This window comes from Glycomyces sp. L485, from assembly GCF_022548875.1.
Classification (GTDB): Bacteria; Actinomycetota; Actinomycetes; order Mycobacteriales; family Micromonosporaceae; genus Glycomyces.
Genome location: NZ_JAKZEW010000009.1, coordinates 79709 through 100734, shown reverse-complemented (window position 1 = coordinate 100734; position 21026 = coordinate 79709). Strand labels below are relative to the sequence as shown.

Genomic DNA, 21026 nt, shown 5'->3' with positions numbered 1-21026 from the left:
TCGCCCGTCACCGATGCAGGGTGGGGCCCGGCCGGCGGGGACGGCACCGTCCCAGCCGGCCGGGCTCGAGGTCGACTGGAGGAGAGTGCGGCAGGAGGCGGCGTCCTCGTCGGTGAGCTCGATCTCCGGGGAGGCGTCGGCCAGGCAGTGAGGCTTCACGCCTGTGGTCCACCGAGCCGGGCAAGGCCTCCCACGAAGCGATCAGGCCGCTCTCGTCCCGGTCGGCGCCCGAGCGCAGCGCCTCCGCCCCGTCGTCCTGGCCAGGTTCGGACTCAGAGCCGGGGGCAGACCTGTCGAGCGCCGGCTGAGACGGTTCAGAGCGCGGTGCGCTCGCCGGTGAGGCGGGTGACGACGTCGCCGAGCATCGCCGCTCCCAGGGCCCGGTCGTCCGCGTCGGTCACGAGCGCGACGTGCGTGAGGCCGTTCTGCATGGCCGCCAGCGCCTCGTCGACTCCGGTGTCGCGGGCCAGCCGGATCAGCGGACGGACCTCGTGAGTCGGCAGCGTCCGCTCGGCCGGGTGGTCGAGCAGGTCCTTGACGTGCACGTAGCCGGTGATCCGGCCGCCTTCGTCGGTGACCGGGAGGCGGGAATGGCCGGTGTCGACGCACAGCTGCAGGAGCTCGCCGACGGTCGATTCGAGTCGAGCGGTGACCAGGTCGCCTTCGGGCACCATGATGGTCTCGACCTCGTCGGCGCCGATCGCCAGCGCCCCGGTCAGGAGGGTGTGAGCCTCGTCGTCGAGCAGGCCCTCACGTTCGGATTCGGCGATGAACCCGGCGACCTCCTCGGCGGTGAACGCCGAGGCGACCTCCTCCTTGGGCTCCACCTTCATCAGCCGCAACGTGTGGTTGGCGATCCAGTTGACGACCACCAGGAGCGGCTTGAGCACCGTGACGATGACGTACAGCGGCGGCCCGAGGATGAGGGCGGCCCGTTCTGGACCGGCGATGGCGATGTTCTTGGGGACCATCTCGCCGAGGGTCATGTGGAAGAAGATGACGATCGTCAGCGCGATGACCAGCGCGATCGGGTGCAGCAGGCCACTGGGGATTCCGAGGGTCTCCAGCAGCGGCTCCAAGGCGTGGGCGATCGCCGGCTCGGCGACCGCGCCCAGGCCCAGCGAGCACATGGTGATGCCGAGCTGAGCGCCGGCCATCATCAGCGAGACGCGTTCGAGCGCGCGAAGCGTCATGCGCGCGCCTTTGCCTCCAGCGGCGGCGCGCGGTTCGATCTGCGTGCGCCGCGCCGCGATCAGGGCGAACTCGGCGCCGACGAAGAAGGCGTTGCCCAGCAGCAGTGCGATGCTCGCGGCCATGCCGGCCCAGTCGCTCACGACCGGTCTCCTTCCGAAGTGGGGACGGTCGACTCGGCGGTCAGGCGGACGCGGGCGACGCGGCGGCCGTCGACGGCGGCGACGGTCAGGCGTGCGCGGACCGGGGTCGGCAGGCCGTCCTCGTCGAGTCGGGCGGTGTCGGTCGCCTCTATGTCGACGGCATCGCCGACACTGGCGAAGCGGCCGAGGTCCTCGGTGATGAGTCCGCCGATCGTGTCGGTGTGCTCGGCTTCGGGCAGGTTGACGCCGGTGGTGTCGCCGACCTCGTCGGGCCGCATCAGCCCCGGCAGGCTCCATGAGCCGTCGGCGAGCCGGCGAGGCCTGCCGGTCGGCCGGTCCTGTTCGTCGTCTATCTCGCCCAGGACCTCCTCGGCGAGGTCTTCGAGAGTGAGGATGCCGTCGGTGCCGCCGTACTCGTCGACTACGACGGCCAACTGGAGCCCGCCTCTGACCTCGACGAGCACGTCGTCGAGGGTCATCGTGGAGGGAACGGCGGCGATGCGGTCCATGAGCGCGGCTGCGGTCACCTCGCTTTGGCGTTCGGCGGGGACGGCGAGCGCGGCCTTGAAGTGGACGGCCCCGACGATGTCGTCGACCGAGGCGTCTTGGACCGGGAAGCGGGCGTGGCCCGTGCGGACGACCAGGTCGAGGATGTCCGCGGCACTGGAAGCGGCGTCGACGAAGCGGACGCGGGGACGCGGCGTCATCACGTCCGCGGCGGTGAGCCGGTCGAACTCGGCGGCCTGGGTCAGGCGTGTCGCGGCGCCCTGATCGAGCAGGCCTTCGGCGGCCGAGCGGTTCGCCAGCGCCGCCAGTTCCTGCGCGGAGCGGGCAGATGCCAGTTCCTCGCGCGGTTCGATCCCGAGGGCGCGCACCATGGCGTTGGAGGCGCCGTTGAGGACGACGATCAACGGCCGCGTCGCGGCGGTGAAGAGCCTTTGCGCTCCCGCGACCGCGCGTGCGATGCGCACCGGCTCGCTGATGGCCCAGTTCTTGGGGATGAGTTCGCCGAAGACCATCTGGGCGACCGTGGCGATGATGAACGCCGCGGTCAGGGCGATGGCGAGGCTCGTCGCCTCGGGCAGGCCCACGGCCTCGATCGGGACGGCCAGCAGCGTCGCGATCGACGGCTCGGCGATGAAGCCGACGACCAGGCTGGTGATGGTGATGCCCAACTGCGCGCCCGACAGTTGAGTGGAGAGCGACTTCAGCGCCTTCCTGACCGATTCGGCGCGTCGGTCACCGGATTCGGCGGCCCGTGCGATCGTGGGGCGGTCGACGGTGACGAGCGCGAACTCGGCGGCGACGAACAAGGCGTTCAGTGAGATGAGTACGACGGTCAACAAGACCAGCAGCCATGCCGCTATCACCGCAGGGTTCCCCCCTGGAACGGGGACAGCGGGCCGGGTCTATGCACGTCGGGGTCCATACCAATGGAATTTACCGGATCGACCCCGCTGTCGGCCAGGCGGTTGCGGCCGGGTGCACATCCGTTGCAAAGCGGTTTCAGCCCACGGCCTGTTCGGTGGGGCTCGCCTCGGAGTCGGCGGGTTCGGTGGCACAGGCCGGCTTGTTGTCGCTGTTGATGTACTCGGGGTACTGACATTCCCACTCGTCGATGGTGTCGTCGCTGATCGCCTCCCACAGCTCGTCCGCCGCGACCGCGTAGTCGGACCACTCGGGGATGGTCACGTACGAGATGCCGTTGATGGTCTCGGTCGTGGACGGGGTCCGGATGGCCGTCATATCGGCCGGGTCGACATCGCGCATGGCCACGATCAGGTCGGTCAGCCGCATGCCGCCGAGGTCGACGGTCAGCTTGTCGCCGAATCCGTTGAGCAGGTCGACTGCCTTGGCGGGGTCCTTGTGGTAGCCGAGTTCCTTGGACCGCTTCAGGATGCCCATGATCGCCTGTTGCTGCATCTTCTGGCGGCCGTAGTCGCCGCCGCGGCCCTCGGACCAGTCGGAGTCCCAGCTCCAGCCGTAGCGCTGGCGGACCAGGTCGAGGGCGTCCTTCCTGTTGTAGTCGGCGCAGCCTTCGGGGTAGGTCTTCTTCTCGCCGTGGATCGAGGTGATCTCGTGCCAGGGGCACAGCTCGATGGTGCCGAGCTCGTCGACCAGGTCGATGAAGCCCTCGAAATTGGCGATCATGGCGCCGTCCCACTGGATGCCGGTGAGGTTGGTGATCGTGGTGGCGCTGTTGGCGAAGCCGTCCGCGCGGGTCTCGCCGCCGCCGGAGAACGCCTCGGTCAGTTTCGTGGAGCAGGCCGGGTCGCACGATTCGATGTCGACCAGCAAGTCGCGCGGGAGCGAGATGATGCTGACGTCGTCGAGCTCGGCGTTGATGTGGACGATGATGGTCGAGTCCGAGCGGCGGCCCTCGCCCTGCTCGTCGACGCCGAGCACCAGGAAGTTCAGGGGCCCTTCGACTTCGGGATCGGCTTCGGCGGCTTCGGCTCGTTCGGGAAGCAGTTCCTCGGTCTGGACGGCGTTGTTGACCAGGTTCAGGCTCACCTGCACCGCGACCGCTCCGCCCCCGGCGACCACCATGACCATCGCGCCGCTGATCACCATCGCCTTCGCCCACCAAGGCGATCGGGTCTTGGCCGCGTGTCGGATCGGTTCGCTCACTCGTCACCTCGGTCTCAAACGCTTTCCGAACAGTACACGCGTTACGCGGTGTGAAAGGTTGCAGTCGAATTAGTGGATGGGCGGCTCAGATCAGGTCCCGGAGCCCCAGTGGGTCCTCGACGGCGAATGGCCCGAGCCATACTGCGCCGCGCATCACACCCGGAGCGCGACCTCGACCTCGCCCGGCTGAGCGGCGGGGTCTCGTTGGACGGCTTTGCCCGGCAGGGCCTTCGAGCGCCTGCGGAGACTTGCGAGCAGGACCCCGCCGACTACCAGGGCCCCGCCGAGGACTTCGGGGAGCGTCACGGTCTCGCCCAGGATCAGCCATGCCGCGGTCATGCCGGTGATCGGCACCAGCATCGAGAACGGCGCCACGACGCCCGCAGGGTGGCGGGACATGAGCCAGGTCCACAGCCCCGAACCGAGGATCGTACCGATCACGACGGTGTAGAGCAGGCCGAACACGGCACCGACCGCGCCCGGTTCGTCGAACCCGGTCAGTGAATCGACGATGCGCGAGGGGCCCTCCACCGACATCGCCAGCGCCAGCATCGGCAGCGGCGGGACCACGGACATCCACAGCGTCAGGTGCAGAGGATTGGCCGCCCTCGCCCGCCGGTTGCAGATATTGCCGACAGCCCATCCGAGGGCTCCGGCGAGCGTCAGCAGGAACGGGAGGACGCTGGCGTGTTCGGCGCGCTGCCAGCCGACCACCGCGAGACCTCCGACCGCGACCAGGATGCCGAGCAACCGTGGGCCGGTCACGCGCTCGCGCAGGAACGTGGCGCCCAGCAGCATGGTGAACGGGCCGGACGCCTGGAGGACCAGCGACGCCAGACCGGCGGGCATCCCGGCGGCCATGCCCCAGTACAGGAACAGGAACTGCAGCGTTCCGAAGCCGAGTCCGTAGCCGATCAGCCAGCGCAGCGGTACGTCGGGACGCTTGACCAGCAGTACCGTCGGGATGGCGATCAGTGCGAAGCGGATCGCGACGAGGAACATCGGAGGGAAGTGCTGGAGCGAGGCGTCGATGGCGATGAAGTTGCATCCCCACATGACGGCGACGGCCATCGCGAGCAGTACGTGACGAACGGGCATGCGTACATCATGAGCGCCACGACTGTAAAGAACAAATGAAAAATACTAACTGTATTCTGTAGTATTGCTACATGGATGTTCGCCACCTGGAATTGCTTCGCGAATTGGCGCTGCGCGGCAGCGTCACCGAGGTCGCCCGCGCCACACACCGGACCCCGTCCGCGGTCTCGCAGCAACTCAAGGTCGCTCAGCGCGAGTTCGGCATGGCGCTAGCGGAGCCTTCAGGCCGCGGCCTGCGCCTGACCGAGGGCGGCCGAGTGCTGGCCGAGGGCGGTGAGACGGTCGCCACCGCGGTCGAACAGGCGAGGGCCCAATGGGACGCGTTCCGCGGCGAACCGACCGGCACCGTCACCGTCGCGGCCCTCCCCAGCGCCGCGACCTTTCTGCTCGCGAATGCGATGCGTGAGCTCGACGGGAGCGCGATCGAGTTGCGGTGCAGTGACATCGACATAGCCGAGGTGGAGTACGCCGCGCTCGCGGCCGACAATGACATCGTGATCGCGCACAGCTTCACCGGCGTGCGCCCGGCGGGTGCGGCCGCGCTGACCGTCGTGCCGCTGACGCGCGAACCGCTCGATGTCGCCATGGCCGTGGACCATCCACTCGCCGCACAGGAGACCGTCCGCACCGAAGACCTGGTCGAGTGCGAGTGGATCGGCGTGCCCAAGGGCTACCCCTTCGACTCCGTACTCGAATCGGTCGAACGGGCGACCGGAGCCTCCTTGCGGGTGTCCCAACGGCTTCGCGACAACCGGCTGGTCGAGTCGCTGGTGGTCGGGACCCGCCGGATCGCCGTTCTGCCCCGGTTCACCACACCGACCGGCACCGGTCTCGTCCTGCGCGAGATCGCCGACATTCCCGCGAGGCGGCACATCACCGCGATTCTTCGCCCGGACCGGGCCGAGCGGCTGGCGGTCAACCGGGTCCTGGACGCCTTCCGGCGAGTAGCCGCCGATGTGGAACGGCGCCACCGCACCCGCTTTCAGTAAGTGGCGGGAAGGGCGGCCGGGGATGATCCAAGACGGCGCAGCGATCGTTTCAGGGCCTCGACAGCGGCCTTCAAGGTGACGCAGGCGAAATGCGTCGATGACGATCCGGGGCGATGGCAGCAAAGAAGCGGCCATCAACATGATGACCGCTCTCTTACTCAGTATCCGATTCTGTGGAGGTACTGAACGCTTATCCGAACACGTTTACGCTGGTCAAAGCGTTGCGATCCGACCTGGCGAACCATGCGAAACCCGACGCAAACAGCCAGGAACGCACCGAAGGTGTCAAATTTCCTGTTCGGACGACACCGCGCCCGCTCCGCAAACGACTGGCCCCCAAGGACCGCCAACGACTCATCACAGACTACCTCGCCGGAGCTCTCCAGAAAGACCTAGCCGCGCGATACGACATCGGACTCTCCAGTGTCAAGACCATCCTCCGCGAGGCCGGCGCCAGGAAGTACACGGCCAGCACCTAACTCACCCTGCTCGCTTCCAAGTTCGGTCACGCGTCCTCTGCGGTGGCGCTCGCTTCTGCGGGTTCGGCGTGCTTGCCACAGGGGTGTGGCGGAGCCTTATGCGCCGCCGGCGGCGTCGAAGTCGATCAGGCCGTACTCGCCGTCGTAGACCCCGCCGGGGAGCTCGGTGGTCTCGACGAACGTCAGGTTGTTGTCGTTCGCGGGGTCGTAGCCGTAGAGCCGGCTGAACCCGTTGAAGTCGACAGCGGGGATGTCCTGCGCGTAGTAAACTCCCGCGTCGTCGTCGGTGGGAGTCCGGTTCACGAAGATGTAGTCGATCGGGCTGGTCAGGGTGTAGGTCTTGCCCGCCGCCACGTCGTAGGGGACGAAGCACTTGAAGCCGTAGATGTAGCCGCTCGGGCCGAAGGTGCGGCAGTTATCGTACCGGTCGAGCGCAAGGGCGTGGTTGGTCTCCTCCCACGTCCCGGACTCGAGGGCCTGCTGGCTCATGGTGTCAGTGAAGGTGAGTACCACGCCGGCAGGGTCGGCGACGGGGGACTCGTGGTCGACCCGGAATTGCGGTTGCACCGGGACTTCCTCGAAGAAGCCGCCAGCCGGCAGCTCCTGGGAGAGGAACGAGAAGCTCGAATCGGGGGTGCTCACGGCACTCTCCTGGGCGAACGAGGGAGCGCCGGCCCCGACCATGAGTGCGGCCATCGCGCCGACGGTGGCCAGGCGCAGTCCGTGCTTGCTGACGTTCGACATGGGTCTCCTTTTGCGAGGGTTGTGGGATGCACTCTGCCCCAACGGTTTCGTCGCCGGGACTGAACACGTTCAATTTCTGATTGCAGAATACACCTACAATTGAACTTGTTCAAAAATGATGTAGGCCACACATCGGGCCCGACCATAAACAAAGGCCCTTTGTGGTCTCCCCAGACGCCCTTACGCAGGTCACCAGCCCGCGTAAGTTGCCTCTGACCATGCCGTTCCCGGCGCACCGGCCGCGCCGTCACGCTACGGGCTGCTCATCAACCGCCGATCCATGGGGCCTCTCCTTCCCCGGCGCTGATCCGCTGCACACAACAAAAGTGCACGCTGCATCCCGCCGTCCGAGCCGGTGCATGCTTCCAACTGCTGCGCAAGGAAGTCGAGCAGCACGTTGGCGATCCCATCGACACTAAGCGGGTCCCGCGCCTCGCTGGAGACGCGGATGTCGTAACGCTTCCTGGCCAAAGCGATCCTCCCTCACAGCGCCGTCGTTCCGATCTGGCCTGGAGGGTAACGCCCCATCTGCGATGACTAGACCTCTGATATGCGAGAACGCCTCTGATGGGCAAGAAAATAGGGACCTTCAACATGAAGATCCCTAATGTTCTATATGTCCGTTTGTGGAGCTTAGGGGATTCGAACCCCTGACCTTCTCATTGCGAACGAGACGCGCTACCAACTGCGCCAAAGCCCCGAGCGCCGACAACTGTAGCACAGGGACGCAGGACCTCTGCGGGCCCGGAGTGTGGCCCCGGTCTCGCGTCCGGGAGCGGTCAGATCCAGGAACGCAGCCACATACGGGAGCGCCATTCCTGGTATTCGAGGGGCTCGCCGGTGTAGATCGGCCAGAAGTAGGCGAAGCACAGCACGACGACGGCGATGAACGCCCCCGCGATGAGCGCGCCGGTCAGCCGCCGCTCAGGGGAACCGCCCACAGGGCCGCCGGGGCGGTAGCGCCCGATGATCATGCCCAGGCACCAGGTGACCGCGCCGATGAAGAAGGGGACGGCGGGGGCGGTGTAGAAGAAGAACATCGTCCGCTCCGGGTAGAAGAACCACGGCGCGATCCCGGCCCCGATGCCGACCAGCAGGAACCAGGCCCGCCAGTCGCGCTTGTACAGCGCCCACACCAGGAGCGCTGCCGTGGCGGGAACGAACGCCCACCACAGCAGCGGCGTCCCCAGCAGCAGGATCTCCCCCGCGCACCGCTCGGCCCCGCACGGCACGTCGGAACTCCAGAAGAAGACCACGGGCCGCAGATTGAACAGCCATTCGAACGGCGTGGACTGGTAGGTGTGCTCCTTGGACAGGCTCGAGTGGAAGTCGTAGACGCTCAGGTGGTACTGGAACCAGTTGACGAGCTCGCCGATCACCGGCGGCTCGGGGCGCCCTTGGTCCGCCAGCCAGTGCCGGTAGGAGCCGTTGTCGTTCGCGAACCAGCCGATCCACGTCGCCAGGTAGACCCCGATCGCGAGAAAGCCGAACCACAGGTTCTGCGCGAACTCGTAGATGACGGTGTCCGTCAGCGGCTTGCGGGCTCCCGCGTCGACGCGCAGCCGCCAGTCCCAGACGATGAACAGCACGATGCACGCGAGGATGTACCACAGCGCGCTCCACTTGGTGGACATGGCGAGGCCGAGCAGGACCGCCGTGGCGATACGCCACCACGGAATGCCGAGCTTCGGCCTGCGCCGGACGGGGTCGAGGCCGCGTTCGATCGCCGCAAACCAGCCACCGCGTCTCCAGTCGCGGTCGCGAACCAGGCAGTACATGGCGGCGAGGACGAGCGTCGCGAGGAAGATGTCGAGCAGCGAGGCGCGCGAGAGCACGAAGTGGCTGCCCTCCACTGCGAGGAGGAGGCCGGCGGTGCCGCCGAGCAGTGTCGAGCCGGTGAGGCGCCGCATGAGCCGCACGAGGATCGCGACGCCGATGACGCCGGCGGCGACGGCGCTGATGCGCCACCCGAACTCGTCGAAGCCGAAGCTGCCCTGACCGGCGGCGATGATCCACTTCCCGAACGGCGGGTGAGCCACGTAGGCCGAACCGTCGTTGCCCGCGTTCCATTCGACGCCGTGCATGAGCATCGAATGGGCGTCCTGGGCGTAGTAGACCTCGTCGAAGATCAGGCCCTTGGGGTGGACCAGCCCGATCAGCCGCAGTACCGCGGCGAGCGCGGTTACGCCGAGGGTGACGATCAGGGCGCGGCGGCGGTCGCCCGGCAGGCGGCTCTCCATTCGGGCCCGGACTCTGGGGAGCGGCCCTACGGGCAGAGTCGGCCGCCAGGAGGCGGGCGGCTCCGGGGGCCGGACTGAGTTGGCGCTCACCGGGGTGAGTCTAGGGCACGTAACGTACCCGTAAGTTCACCAGTTCGGACGGTGGTATGAAGTCGCCCTCTCCGTTGAGCTCCCACTGGGCCGCGAGGATGTCGCCGACCGCGTTGGCGGGCTTGCCCAGATTGGAGCGGCCGACGAAGTTGTTCGGGCCGTCGGGATCGGCGACGAACGCCGAGGCGGCGGCGTTCGGCGTGAAGCCGACGAACCAGTTCGTGGAGTTCTCGTCGGTCGTGCCGGTCTTGCCGGCGACCGGGCCCTTGACCGTCTCTCCGACCCCCTCGGCCGTGCCCCACGTGCACTTGCCGGTGGCGGCGCCGTAGCCGGTGGGGCAGCGGGCGGCGTCGACGGCGGCGCGGGCCACCTCGGGTTCGACGGCCTGCTTGCAGGCGGTCTCGAACGCGATCGTGCTTCCGGTGCTGGTGACCGCGGAGGTCACCGGGATCGGTTCGCAGAAGAGGCCGTCAGCGGGGAGCGCGGCGTAGGCGGCGGCCATCTCCATCGGCGTGTTCTGGGTGACGCCGAGGGTGAACGGCCCGAACGTCTCGGCCCGGTCACCGCTGGTGAGGCTGAGGTCCTGGGCGTTGTGGTACTCCAGGCCGAGGCGCTTGGACATCTCGATGGCCTTGTCGGCGCCGACCCTTTCCACCAGTTGAACGAAATAGGTGTTCACCGATTCGCCGAAACCGGTCCACATGTTGTAGTTGCCGACCTCGGACTTGGCAGCGTTCCTGGGACACCAGTAGTTCCCGCAGGAGGCTTCGCCGTCGCCGACGACGTACTTGGACGTGTACTGGTACGGCGAGGAGATCGTCGTCGACAGCGGCATCCCCGCTTCGAGGGCGGCGAGCATGGTGAACATCTTGAACGACGAGCCGGCCTGGTACCCGGGCGAGGACGCACTCCCGGTCAGCAGCGGGTTGGTCGTGTTCGGGTAGGTGCCCTTGCCGTCGCCGGAGGTGTTGGGGCCGTTGTCGGAGATGTCGTTGGAGTAGGTGCGGTTGACGGCCATGACCTGGACAGCGCCCGTCCCCGCCTCGACCACGACCGAGCCGAGCGCGAACTCCGAACCGGTCTTCAACTGCTTCTCGACCGCGTCCTCGGCGGCCTCCTGCAACTCGACGTCGAGCGTCGAGACGATCTCGTACCCGCCGCGGTAGAGCCGCGCCTTGCGCTCGTCGGCCGAGTCGCCGAAGTCCTCCTGCTGCTCCCACCACTGCTCGAAGTAGTCGACGAAGAAGCCGTACTTCGAGTCGATGGCGCCACCGGAGGTGTTGTTGGCCTCCTGCGGGTTCAGGTTCAGCTCCTCGGCCTTGGCCTCCTCGCCCTCAGCGGCCGTGAGGAAGCCGACCTGGACCATCCGGTTGATCACATGGTTTCGGCGGGCGGTCGCCGCCTCGGAGGAACCGGCGATGGGGTCGTAGGCGCTCGGCGACTGCACCAGGCCCACGAGCATCGCCGACTCCGCGACCGTGAGCTCGGCGGGAACCTTCCCGTAGTAGACCTGCGCGGCCGCGCCGATCCCGTACGCCCCATGGCCGAAGTAGACGGTGTTGAGGTAGTTGGTGAGGATGTCCTCCTTCGGCATCTCCTCCTCCAGTGCCAGCGCGTAGCCAATCTCCTGGACCTTGCGGTCGAGGGTCACCTCCGACGCGGCGGCGACCTCCTCGGGGCTGGTCGCGGTGTAGGACAGCACCTGGCGCACGTACTGCATGGTGATGGTGGAGGCGCCCTCGGAGGTGTCGCCGGAGGAGATGTTGGTGACCAGGGCGCGCATGACGCCTTCGGGGTCGACGCCGTTGTGCTCGTAGAAGTTCGAGTCCTCGGTGGCGACGAGCGCCTCTTTCACCGAGTCGGGGATCTGGTCGTACTCGAGCTGCACGCGGTACTGGTCGCCGAAGGTCGAGATGACGGTCTCGCCGTCGTTGGCGTACAACGTCGACGATTCGGGGGCCGGCGGCAGGACGAGGTCGTCGGGGAGTTCGAGGACGGACTCGGATCCGACCTTGGCGGCACCGCCGAACGCGCTTGCGAGCGGCAGGAACGTCAAGGCGACGACGAGACCGAACGCGACGGCCACCGGCACGAGCGCGAACATGGCGCGCCGCTGCACGATGGTGATGGGTCCGAACCAGGTCTGCGCCACCGGTTTCGAAGATGCACTCACGCTGTCTCCCGAGGAGCCCTACAAGCAGGGAAGTACGGTCAATTCACTTGGGCGCGCCGTCTGGCGGCATGGAGGCGATGAACCGAGGGCGGGTCTCACTCTACGTCGGGCCAGGCGTGGGGATCGGGGGCAGGCCCTGGACGGTGGGCGCGGTTACAGGGGGCGGTCTCTCACCACGCGAACGCCATCGCGGCGGCCCAGACCCCGCCCGTGGCGGCCCAGCACAGGCCGATCGCGGCGCCGCGGCCCTCGTAGAGGCGGGCGGCGCCGCTGGCGGCGACGAGCGCGAACCCGCTGCACATGTACAGGACCGCGGCGGGCGCCCAGCGCAGCACAAGCCCGGCGCCGCCGCCGACATAGGCGCTGGAGGTGTCGGGGCCGGTGGCGCGGGCGGCGAGTTCGGCGCCCACGTCGGCTTCGGTGACGGCGCCGGTCAGGCGCAGTTCCTTGGACCACGAGCCGGTCTCGAACAGTCCCGTGCAGCCGGGCGCGAAGCCGCCGGCGCAGGAGGTGACGGTGACGGTCCCTGACTGGCTGTGGCCCATGGTCATCCACAGGGCGGGGGCGCCGACCCAGGCGAAGAACATGAGCAGGCAGGCGCAGACGAGGGTGCCGGTGAGCGCCGGGGCGAGGCGCTTGGGCTCGCGGCGGCGGACGGGCCCGGGTCTGGCGCGGCGCCGCTCGGTGTCGGCGGCCCGTTCCCACACCGCGCGGATCGCCTCCATGCCTTCGGTCTGGGAGCCGACGGGGCTCCGCTGGGCGGCGAGGTGGGCCCCCGGTTCGGCCGCGCGGTGTGTTCTGGACATACGGGTATTGCATCACCGAAACCGCGCTCGCAGGCGGAATCGCGGAAGACTCGCCGTGTCGGTGGACGCGGCCGGGCCCCCGAGCTGTGAGGCCGCCGCCCAGGGGCCTCTATCATGGGGCGCATGACTCACGTATTGACCGCGCTGGCCTGGCCTTATGCCAACGGCCCCCGCCACATCGGACATGTAGCAGGTTTCGGGGTTCCCGCCGACGTCTTCGCCCGCTACATGCGCATGCGCGGTCACGAGGTGCTCATGGTGTCGGGCACCGACGAGCACGGGACGCCGATCCTGGTGCAGGCCGACCAGGAGGGCCTCAAGCCCGGTGAGGCCGCGGCGAAGTACAACCGGGTCATCGTGGAGGACCTCGACGCGCTGGGCCTGTCGTACGACCTGTTCACGCGCACGACGACCGGCAACCATTACAAGACCGTCCAGGAGCTGTTCACGACGCTCTACGACAACGGCTACATCCTGCAGAAGAAGACGCTCGGGGCGATCAGCCCGTCGACGGGCCGGACGCTGCCGGACCGCTACATCGAGGGCACGTGCCCGCACTGCGGCTTCACCTCGGCGAGGGGCGACCAGTGCGACGACTGCGGCCGCCAGCTCGACCCGACCGACCTGGTCGACCCGAAGTCGCGGATCAACGGGGAGACTCCGAAGTTCGTGGAGGAGGACCACTTCTTCCTCGACCTGCCGGCGTTCGCCGACGCGTTGAACGCGTGGCTGGACACGCGGACGGGTTGGCGCACGAACGTCGTCCGGTTCACCAAGAACCTGCTTGACGACCTCCGACCGCGCCCGATCTCGCGGGACCTGGACTGGGGCGTGCCGATCCCGCTCGAAGGCTGGGCGGACCGGCCCGACAAGCGCCTGTACGTGTGGTTCGACGCGGTCATCGGCTACCTGTCGGCCTCGGTCGAGTGGGCGAGGCGACTCGGCGAGCCCGAGAAGTGGAAGCAGTGGTGGTCGAACCCGGACGCGGTCTCGTACTACTTCATGGGCAAGGACAACATCGTCTTCCACTCCGAGATCTGGCCGGCGATGCTGCTGGGCAACAACGGCGAGGGCGCTGCCGGCGGCGAGCCGGGCTCGCTCGGGAGGCTCGACCTGCCGACGGAGGTGGTCTCCTCGGAGTTCCTGACGATGGAGGGCAAGCAGTTCTCCTCGTCGCGGCGAGTGGTCATCTATGTGCGCGACTTCCTGGAGCGGTACTCGGCCGACGCGCTGCGCTACTACATCTGCGCGGCGGGCCCGGAGAACCAGGACTCGGACTTCACGTGGGCGGAGTTCCTGCGCCGCAACAACGACGAGCTGGTGGCGGGCTGGGGCAACCTGGTGAACCGCTCGGTCGCGATGGCCGCGAAGAACTTCGGGGCGATCCCCGAGGCCGGTGAGCTGGAGGAGGTCGACGCGGAGCTGCTCGCGGCGACGCGGGAGGCGTTCGACACCGTCGGGGACCTCATCGGCGCGAACAAGGTGCGCGCGGCGATCGGCGAGGCGATGAAGACGGTAGCGGCGGCAAACAAGTACCTGGCGGACACGGCGCCGTGGAAGCTCAAGGAGGACCCGAAGCGGCAGGGCACCGTCCTGCACACGGTCCTCCAGGCCGTGAACGACCTGAAGACGATCATGAGCCCGTTCCTGCCGCACTCGTCGCAGCAGGTGTACGAGCTGCTCGGCGGCGAGGGCGTGTTCGCGCCGATGCCGCGCATCGAGGAGGTCACCGACCTCGACGAGGGCGGGGCGACCGACGGCACGTACCCGATCCTGACCGGCGACTACTCGGACGTCCCGAGGTGGGAGTCGGTGCCGGTCCGAGCGGGCACGCCGCTGGAGAAGCCCGTACCGATCTTCACCAAGCTCGATCCGTCGATCGTGGATGAGGAGATCGAGCGGCTGAACGCTTAGACGCCGAACGCGAACGGTCTCGTGCCTGCGCTGGCACGAGACCGTTTCAAGTTGCGACCCGCGTGGTCACTCGGGATTGGTGATCTCGGCGCGGGCGACCCATTTCTCGTAGACGCCGCGCCTGACGGCCTCGGCGCCGGTGCGCGACAGCGCGTCCGGGCTCGGCCTGGAGAGGCGGAAACGGCCCCACTCCTCGTCGGCGTCGACCAGCGAGCCGGACTCGCCCTTCCAGACGACCCTCGTCGCCTCCCGGAGGATCCTGCGCACCGTCCGGGGTCTGCCGATCTCGACGCCCGGGACGTCGACGCTCCGGTCCGCGGTCGACGGCGTCCACTGCTGGCCCGAGTAGACGAACAGCTCGCTCTCGACCCCGTCGGTCGCGTGGGCGACCAGCTTCGCCCCTTCGGGCAGCGGCAGGTCGACCAGGTCCGCGGTGACGTACTCGGGCAGCAGGTGCCCCCCGGTCAGCGCGAATCCCGTGCCCAGCACCGGCATGCCGCGCCGGTCGGAGGACGGCATGGAGGACAGTCCTTCGTAGTCGGGGGCGACCGGCGCGTGGTAGTCGGCCGGGTCGGCCACAGGCCAGCGCAGCGCGAAGACCCACCGGTCCCCCACCTCGGTCTCTCCTCCGAGGATGCTGCGCGATGCCGGGGTGCGCAGGTAGGCGACGTCCCTCCTTCGGTAGCAGAACCCGCCGGGGACGGCCGCGGTCTCCAACAGTCGCGCGACCTGGGAGGCGGTCATCGGACGCTCCATGAGCTCGCCCTCGACCAGCGGCGACGACTGCCGCACCCGGTTGAGCAGCACTCGCGCGGCCGGGTCGAGATGCGGGGTCTGGGACAGGCGGCGCACGTACTCCAGGTCGAGGCCGGGCGCCAGCGGCACCATCATGGACCGGTCGTCGCCGACGCTGACCGGCACGCCGTCGCGCAGCACCTCGTTGGCGTGCACGAACCAGCGGTGCGGATAGTCGGTGCCGGGGCGTGGGTTGGGGATGAAGTCGGGGCGCGGGAGCGCCGAGAACAGTTCCCACGCGGCCCCGTCCTCGAACGGCGCGGCCGGGTACTTCTCGCCGTGCCACTCGACGGTCACGAGCCGGATCTGCTGGGGTGGTTCGGCGGCGGCTGCCGGACGGCGCTGCTGAAGTGCCGCGGCTCGGTTTCGACGGGACGCGAGGTCACGTGTCATGGGCGGCTCGATTCGACGCTGGAAACGGGGAGGAGACTGGTCGGGCAGGGTGTGACGCAGCCCGTATACGACTGCTCGCCAACATAGGCTCTTGCCGTCAGATTCATATGTCAGAAAAGTGAATTTGATATTACGTCGAAGGCATATCGGGCGTCTAGCTGGGGCGAGGCCCGGGTGCGGACGTTTCGGGCGGGGCGCCGTGGCATCGTTGAGGCGTGTACAGAACCGATCCGGCACCCATGCCCGAACCGCTCCCGGCCCCGATCGCCGACAGCCACACCCACCTCGACATCGTCGGCTCCGGCTACCCCGCCGACGAGGCGGTCACCCCCGAGCCCGGCGGTGAGGAGGTCCGCGAGATCATCGACCAGGCCGCCGCGGTCGGGGTCGCGAACCTCGTCCAGGTCGGCACCGACGTCGCCTCCTCCCGGTGGGCCGCCGCCCTCGCCGAGACCGACGGGCGGGTCCTGGCCGCCGCCGCGCTCCACCCCAACGAGGCCCCGCTCCTGGCCGACCTGGACGGCGCGCTCGCAGCGATCGACGAGATCGCCGGGCAAAGCCGCGTCGCGGCGCTAGGCGAGACCGGGCTGGACTACTTCCGCACCGACGAGAGCGGCCGCGACGCGCAGCAGGCTTCCTTCCGCGCCCACATCGAGATCGCGAAGCGCCGCGGCAAGGCACTGGTCATCCACGACCGCGACGCCCATGCCGACGTCCTGTCCATCCTGGACGAGGAGGGCGCGCCGGACCGAGTGGTCCTGCACTGCTTCTCGGGAGACTTCGCGTTCGCCAACGAGTGCGCCCGGCGCGGCTTCCACATGAGCTTCGCGGGGAACGTGACGTTCAAGAACGCCGAGGCGCTGCGCGGGGCCGTCGCCGTCGCCCCCGCAGAGCTCGTCCTGGTCGAGACCGACGCGCCGTTCATGGCGCCGATGCCGGTCCGCGGCCACCGCAACCACCCGGCCCTGACGAACTACACCGCGCGTTTCCTCGCCGCCCACCTCGACCGCGATCTGGAGAAGTGGTGCGCCCAACTCGCCGAGAACACCCGGGCGGCCTTCGGCGAGTGGTAACGACACGTCGACGACCGCCTCGGCCGTCTCGGCGCGCCCTTCGGCGTCGGTGAGGGTGACCGTGAAGACGTACCGGCCCGTCTCGGGCAGGCTTATCTCGCCGCCGAGGATCCCGGTGCGCAGCTCGATGAGCCGCAGCGTGTCCGGCTCGGCGCCCTCGAGTCCCCAGGCGGCCTCCCATTCGACGGCCTCGAACGGGTCGCCGTCGAGCTCCCAGACGAGGATCCGCACCGAGTTCGGTCCCGGACGGCCCGGTTCGAGCACCACTTGGCCCGAGTACAGGTCGGTGGTGACGAGCCCGGCGACTTCGCTGGACTCGATCGTGTTCGTCCCGGTCTCCAGCAGCGCGGTCTTCGCCGGGACGGCCTGCACGAGCACGACCACGGCTGCGAGGACCGCCGCGGCGAGACCGACCTCGGCGCCGGCGAGGCGCCGCAGCGCCTTGCGGCCCTCCGCGCCGCGCAGCAACGCCTTGCGGGTGCCGAGTCCGACGGCGACGATGGCGATGAGGATGCCGGCCTTGAGGGCGACGAGGCGCCCGTACGCGGTGTCGGTGAGCGCCTCGATCGAGTCGATGTGGAGCAGGGCCCCGGCGAGCCCGGCGACTACGAGGCTCGCCATGAGCCACGGCACGAGCGCGACCCAGAGCCGGCGCGTGCGATCGGGCACCTCGCCGTCGCGTCTGATCGCGAGGACGAGCAGGGTCGCGACGCCGCCGGCCCAGGTGAGCGCTGCGGCGGTGTGGATGCCGTCGACGGTGAAGGCGACGGGGACGGGCTCGGTGGCCATGGGGTGCCCGGCGAGCGGCCAGGTGGCCGCGAGCGCGAGACCGACGGCGGCGAGCCCGGCGAGCACGGGCCTGCCTGGTTGGTCGGTGGTGACGAGCAGGCGCAGCAGCGGCAGCGCCAGGAGCACCGTGAGCAGGCGCAGCAGCGCGGCGAGGCCGATGCTCGATTCGGTTGCCGCCTGCAGTGCGATCGCGTCCAGTCCGGACAGGGTCGTGCCGGACTCGTAGGCGGCCTGGAGGACGATGCCGGCGACGGCGCAGACGGCGACGGTGCTGAGGCCGACGGCGACCAGGCGGGCGCCGAAGTGGCGCGGCCGGGCCCCTGCGGCGAGCAGGACCCCGGCGCCGAGGGCGAGTGCGAGCCCGGCGTAGCCGGCGCCGCGGTCGGCGTACAGGAGCCCTTGGACGAGCGGGTCGGTCTCGGCGGCGAGCGCTGCGGCGCTGGGCGGTTCGGTCTCAGTGCCGACGGAGAACGTGAACGTGCCGGAGACGGGGTGGCCGTCGTCGGAGACGACGCGGTAGCCGACGAGGTAGGTGCCCTGCTGGTCGGCGTCGAGGCCGATGACGACGACGGCGGGGTCGTCCGACTCGGCGATGCCGGTGTCGGATCGGTCACCATCGGGAGCCACGACTCCGGTGGCCGCGTCTACAGGGGTGACTGGCTCGTTGAACTCGACGACGACTTCGGCCGGTGGGGTGTCGAGGACGGCGTCAGAGGCGGGGTCGGTCCCAGTGGCGAGGGCGTGCGCGTTGGCCGGCGAGGCCCAGAGCGCGACGGCAGCGACCGCTGCGAGGAACAGCCAGGCGAGGCGAACAGGGTGCAGGCGTGACATCGCCGCTGAGACTACTCGAATCCGCCTCGCGATCGACCGACGGTTTGAGAGAGGCACTGGAAGGCATGGGAAAGTCGGATCGCAAGCAGGCCGCTGAGGCACTGCGGAGGCGGCAGGCGGCGGAGGCCAGGCGCAAGAGGATCGTGTTCGGGGTCGCGATCGGCGGAGCGATCGTCCTCATCGGAGGCCTCCTGGGCATCGGCATCTGGTTGAACCGAGAGCCGGAGTACGAGGTCAACGACCCGGGGGCGGCCACCTCCGACGACTACGCGGTGCAGGTCGGGTCGGGGCCCACCCAGGTCGACATCTACATCGACTACCTGTGCCCGGCGTGCAACCAGTTCGAGTCGGCCTACGCCGAGGACATCCAGTCGTGGACGGACGAGGACGAGGTGACCGTCTTCTACCACCCGATCGCGATCCTCGACCGGCTCAGCCAGGGCACCGAGTACTCCACCAGGGCCGCCGCGGCGGCCGTGTGCGCAGCTGACGTCGGCGAGCAGGAGTACCTGGACTACACCCTGGCGCTGTACGAGAACCAGCCGGCCGAGAACACGCCGGGCCTGACGGACGCGGAGCTGAAGGAGATCGGCTCGGACACGGGGCTCGGCGCCGACTGGGAGCAGTGCGTCGACGACGCGACCTACAAGGGCTGGGTGCAGGCCGGAACCGAGTCGGCCACCGGCGACCAGGGCGTCTCGGGCACGCCGACGGCGAAGGTCAACGGCGAGGTCGTCGAGCCCGCGAACTTCTCGGTGAACGTCGAGGCGGCGATCGCGAACGCCTCTTGATTCACGGCCTGGAGGCCAGCGCGGCCTCCAGCGAGAATCCGAACGGCAGTTCGAGCCGGTGCCGCTCCAGCAGGGCGGCATCGGCGAGGATCTCGGCGGTCGGCGCGTCGGCGACGATGCGGCCGGCGTCGAGGACGACGGCCCGTTCGCACAGCTGCAGCGCGTACGGCAGGTCGTGGGTGACCAGGAGCAGCGTCGGGGCGGTGGCGCGCAGGATCGATGCGAGTTCGCGCCGGCTGGCGGGGTCGAGGTTCGCGCTCGGCTCGTCGAGGACGACGATCTCGGGACGCATGGCTAGGACTCCTGCGAGGGCCGCGCGCCGCTGCTGCCCGACCGAGAGGTGGTGCGGGGGCCGGCCGGCGAGGTCGGTGAGTCCGACGTCGGCGAGCGCGGCCTCCACGCGGGCGTCGAGCTCGGGCCCTTTGAGGCCGAGGTTGGCCGGGCCGAAGCCGACGTCGGCGGCGACGGTGGGCATGAACAACTGGTCGTCGGGGCTTTGGAAGACGATGCCGACCCGGCGCCTGATCTCGGGGAGGGTCTGCTTGGCGACTTCGAGATCGCCGACGGCGACGGAGCCTTCGGTGGCGTCGAGGAGCCCGACGAGGTGGAGCATGAGTGTGGTCTTCCCGGCCCCGTTGGGGCCCAGGACGGCGACGCGTTCACCGGCTCGGACGTCGAGGTCGACGCCGTCGAGGGCGCGGTGCCCGTCGGGGTAGACGTGCCGCAGCCCGGTCACCTGCAACGCGGTCATGCGCCGACCGCCGTCCAGAGGGCGACGCTCGCGGCGATCGCGGGCGCGGCCATGGCGGCGCCCCATTGGGCGACGCTCGCGCCGGCGGGGCTGACGTCGAGTGGGAGCCGCCCGGTGTAGCCGCGGGCGGCCATGGCCTGCCAGACGCGTTCGCCGCGTTCGAAGGACCGGATGAACACCACGCCGAGGCCGCGGGCGAGCGCACCGGCCTGCCACAGGAACCTCGGGTCGTCGCATCGGGCGAGGCGGGCGCGGCGCATCTGGGCGAGCTCGGCGACGGTCAGGTGCGCGTAGCGGATGGCGAACGCGGTGATCTGGAGGAGGATCTCGGGGCAGCGCAGCCGCGAGAGCCCGGCGAGGAGGTCGGCGACGGGGGTGGTGGCGGCCAGCAGCAGTGCGGCCCACACGCCGAGGGTGGCCTTGGCGATGAGGTTCCATCCGGCCCATAGGCCTTCGACCGAGAGTTCAAGGAATCCCCACTGGAGGGTCTCGCCGCCGGACAGGAAGGGGAAGGCGAACGCCAGCAGCAGGAAGGGCGTCTCGACCAGGCTTCTGGAGGCGATCCAGCCGGCCGGGACGCGCGCGAGGGCGAACAGGGACGCCAGGAGCAGTGCGTAGACCCCGAAGGCCCACATCGCTTCGCGCGGGGTGGCTACGACCGCGAACGTCAGCGCCACGAGTGCCACGAGTTTCGTCTGCGGGGCGAGGCGGTGCAGCGGCGAGGTTCCGGGCCGGTAAAGGCCTTCGGCGGCACTCACGCTTCCCCGTTTCTCGGACCCGGCCCGCGCGCGAGGAGCCGGAACAGGCCGGTGGCTATGCCGAGTACGAGGAGGACGCCGACGATTCCGGCGAGCGAGCCGCCGAGGGTCTCTGAGCCCACGAACGACATGCCGTAGTCGGCGAGGGGCCCGCCGATCTCGTGCTCGCCGGCCTTCTGGGCGGTGCAGGCGCCGCCGGAGATCTCGCCGTCGGCACCGGTCTCGCAGCCGTCGAGCATGACTGATTCGAGCCCGTCGGGTGAGGAGGAGGCGAACAGTGCGACACCGCCGGCCAGGACGAGGGCGACCAGCGCGCCGATGAGTACGAACCTTGAGGTCTTCATGGG

18 protein-coding genes, 1 tRNA gene and 1 pseudogene are annotated in these 21026 nt (G+C 69.2%); 5 read left to right on the top strand and 15 right to left on the bottom strand.

Annotation, left to right across the window (positions count from 1 at the left end; all coding sequences use genetic code 11):
• Positions 1 to 314: 314 nt before the first annotated feature.
• The 4 genes from L0U85_RS07515 to L0U85_RS07500 form a co-directional block, all read right to left on the bottom strand.
• Complete coding sequence (locus L0U85_RS07515) at positions 315 to 1334, bottom strand: hemolysin family protein (protein WP_241377133.1); 1020 nt, start codon at positions 1332 to 1334, stop codon at positions 315 to 317.
• The gene (locus tag L0U85_RS07510) at positions 1331 to 2704 is read right to left on the bottom strand and encodes a hemolysin family protein (RefSeq protein WP_241377132.1); all 1374 of its coding nucleotides are present in this window, start codon (positions 2702 to 2704) and stop codon (positions 1331 to 1333) included. Before L0U85_RS07510 ends, L0U85_RS07515 begins: the two co-directional genes overlap by 4 nt.
• A gap of 136 nt (positions 2705 to 2840) precedes the next feature.
• A complete protein-coding gene (locus tag L0U85_RS07505) occupies positions 2841 to 3965 on the bottom strand; it encodes an LCP family protein (RefSeq protein WP_241377131.1) in 1125 nt (374 codons plus the stop codon).
• A gap of 153 nt (positions 3966 to 4118) precedes the next feature.
• A complete protein-coding gene (locus tag L0U85_RS07500; protein ID WP_241377130.1) occupies positions 4119 to 5063 on the bottom strand; it encodes an EamA family transporter in 945 nt (314 codons plus the stop codon).
• A gap of 71 nt (positions 5064 to 5134) precedes the next feature.
• On the opposite strand from L0U85_RS07500, the gene L0U85_RS07495 reads away from it, so the two are divergent.
• On the top strand, positions 5135 to 6052 hold the full coding sequence (locus tag L0U85_RS07495; protein ID WP_241377129.1) for a LysR family transcriptional regulator: 918 nt from the start codon (positions 5135 to 5137) through the stop codon (positions 6050 to 6052).
• Between the two features lie 173 nt (positions 6053 to 6225).
• Entirely contained in the window at positions 6226 to 6531 is a 306-nt protein-coding gene (locus L0U85_RS07490; RefSeq protein WP_241377128.1) for a hypothetical protein, read from the top strand.
• A gap of 96 nt (positions 6532 to 6627) precedes the next feature.
• Here the strand turns inward: L0U85_RS07490 and L0U85_RS07485 are convergent, their stop codons facing one another.
• The 6 genes from L0U85_RS07485 to L0U85_RS07460 form a co-directional block, all read right to left on the bottom strand.
• Positions 6628 to 7275: a hypothetical protein gene (locus L0U85_RS07485; RefSeq protein WP_241377127.1), complete on the bottom strand. Its 648-nt coding sequence runs from the start codon at positions 7273 to 7275 to the stop codon at positions 6628 to 6630.
• A gap of 252 nt (positions 7276 to 7527) precedes the next feature.
• Entirely contained in the window at positions 7528 to 7746 is a 219-nt protein-coding gene (locus tag L0U85_RS07480; RefSeq protein ID WP_241377126.1) for a hypothetical protein, read from the bottom strand.
• Positions 7747 to 7902: 156 nt separating this feature from the next.
• Positions 7903 to 7975 (bottom strand) — tRNA-Ala (locus tag L0U85_RS07475).
• Positions 7976 to 8054: 79 nt separating this feature from the next.
• Entirely contained in the window at positions 8055 to 9605 is a 1551-nt protein-coding gene (locus tag L0U85_RS07470) for a phospholipid carrier-dependent glycosyltransferase (protein WP_241377125.1), read from the bottom strand.
• A 10-nt stretch (positions 9606 to 9615) separates the two neighbouring features.
• On the bottom strand, positions 9616 to 11778 hold the full coding sequence (locus tag L0U85_RS07465) for a transglycosylase domain-containing protein (protein WP_241377124.1): 2163 nt from the start codon (positions 11776 to 11778) through the stop codon (positions 9616 to 9618).
• A 170-nt stretch (positions 11779 to 11948) separates the two neighbouring features.
• On the bottom strand, positions 11949 to 12584 hold the full coding sequence (locus L0U85_RS07460; RefSeq protein WP_241377123.1) for a hypothetical protein: 636 nt from the start codon (positions 12582 to 12584) through the stop codon (positions 11949 to 11951).
• 114 nt (positions 12585 to 12698) lie between these two features.
• Here L0U85_RS07460 and metG point away from each other — a divergent pair, with 114 nt between their 5' ends.
• Positions 12699 to 14498 (top strand): methionine--tRNA ligase, encoded by a 1800-nt coding sequence (metG, locus tag L0U85_RS07455; RefSeq protein ID WP_347177380.1) that lies wholly within the window; start codon positions 12699 to 12701, stop codon positions 14496 to 14498.
• 66 nt (positions 14499 to 14564) lie between these two features.
• Here the strand turns inward: metG and L0U85_RS07450 are convergent, their stop codons facing one another.
• Complete coding sequence (locus L0U85_RS07450) at positions 14565 to 15686, bottom strand: hypothetical protein (protein ID WP_241377121.1); 1122 nt, start codon at positions 15684 to 15686, stop codon at positions 14565 to 14567.
• Positions 15687 to 15925: 239 nt separating this feature from the next.
• Between L0U85_RS07450 and L0U85_RS07445 the strand changes: the two genes are divergently transcribed.
• Positions 15926 to 16759 carry a TatD family hydrolase gene (locus tag L0U85_RS07445; RefSeq protein ID WP_241377149.1) on the top strand — a complete coding sequence of 278 codons (834 nt, stop codon included), beginning with the start codon at positions 15926 to 15928 and terminating at the stop codon, positions 16757 to 16759.
• 384 nt (positions 16760 to 17143) lie between these two features.
• Here L0U85_RS07445 and L0U85_RS07440 read toward each other — a convergent pair.
• A pseudogene (locus L0U85_RS07440) lies at positions 17144 to 18379 on the bottom strand (copper resistance protein CopC); the annotation flags it as partial.
• A gap of 65 nt (positions 18380 to 18444) precedes the next feature.
• Here L0U85_RS07440 and L0U85_RS07435 point away from each other — a divergent pair.
• Entirely contained in the window at positions 18445 to 19170 is a 726-nt protein-coding gene (locus tag L0U85_RS07435; RefSeq protein ID WP_241377120.1) for a thioredoxin domain-containing protein, read from the top strand.
• A 1-nt stretch (position 19171) separates the two neighbouring features.
• Here L0U85_RS07435 and L0U85_RS07430 read toward each other — a convergent pair whose 3' ends face one another.
• Genes L0U85_RS07430 through L0U85_RS07420 form a run of 3 tightly spaced genes read right to left on the bottom strand, consistent with a single transcriptional unit; the run spans position 19172 to position 21023 of the window.
• Positions 19172 to 19921 carry an ABC transporter ATP-binding protein gene (locus L0U85_RS07430; protein WP_241377119.1) on the bottom strand — a complete coding sequence of 250 codons (750 nt, stop codon included), beginning with the start codon at positions 19919 to 19921 and terminating at the stop codon, positions 19172 to 19174.
• Positions 19918 to 20679 carry a cobalt ECF transporter T component CbiQ gene (cbiQ, locus tag L0U85_RS07425; RefSeq protein ID WP_241377118.1) on the bottom strand — a complete coding sequence of 254 codons (762 nt, stop codon included), beginning with the start codon at positions 20677 to 20679 and terminating at the stop codon, positions 19918 to 19920. Before cbiQ ends, L0U85_RS07430 begins: the two co-directional genes overlap by 4 nt.
• A complete protein-coding gene (locus tag L0U85_RS07420) occupies positions 20676 to 21023 on the bottom strand; it encodes a PDGLE domain-containing protein (protein ID WP_241377117.1) in 348 nt (115 codons plus the stop codon). Before L0U85_RS07420 ends, cbiQ begins: the two co-directional genes overlap by 4 nt.
• Positions 21024 to 21026: the final 3 nt, after the last annotated feature.

Bases quoted from the DNA above. Each gene is read 5' to 3' on its own strand.
- L0U85_RS07500 (WP_241377130.1), bottom strand. From the start codon at position 5,063: ATGCCCGTTCGTCACGTACTGCTCGCGATGGCCGTCGCCGTCATGTGG.
- L0U85_RS07495 (WP_241377129.1), top strand. From the start codon at position 5,135: ATGGATGTTCGCCACCTGGAATTGCTTCGCGAATTGGCGCTGCGCGGC.
- L0U85_RS07485 (WP_241377127.1), bottom strand. From the start codon at position 7,275: ATGTCGAACGTCAGCAAGCACGGACTGCGCCTGGCCACCGTCGGCGCG.
- L0U85_RS07460 (WP_241377123.1), bottom strand. From the start codon at position 12,584: ATGTCCAGAACACACCGCGCGGCCGAACCGGGGGCCCACCTCGCCGCC.
- metG (WP_347177380.1), top strand. From the start codon at position 12,699: ATGGGGCGCATGACTCACGTATTGACCGCGCTGGCCTGGCCTTATGCC.
- L0U85_RS07450 (WP_241377121.1), bottom strand. From the start codon at position 15,686: ATGACACGTGACCTCGCGTCCCGTCGAAACCGAGCCGCGGCACTTCAG.
- L0U85_RS07445 (WP_241377149.1), top strand. From the start codon at position 15,926: ATGCCCGAACCGCTCCCGGCCCCGATCGCCGACAGCCACACCCACCTC.
- L0U85_RS07435 (WP_241377120.1), top strand. From the start codon at position 18,445: ATGGGAAAGTCGGATCGCAAGCAGGCCGCTGAGGCACTGCGGAGGCGG.
- L0U85_RS07430 (WP_241377119.1), bottom strand. From the start codon at position 19,921: ATGACCGCGTTGCAGGTGACCGGGCTGCGGCACGTCTACCCCGACGGG.
- L0U85_RS07420 (WP_241377117.1), bottom strand. From the start codon at position 21,023: ATGAAGACCTCAAGGTTCGTACTCATCGGCGCGCTGGTCGCCCTCGTC.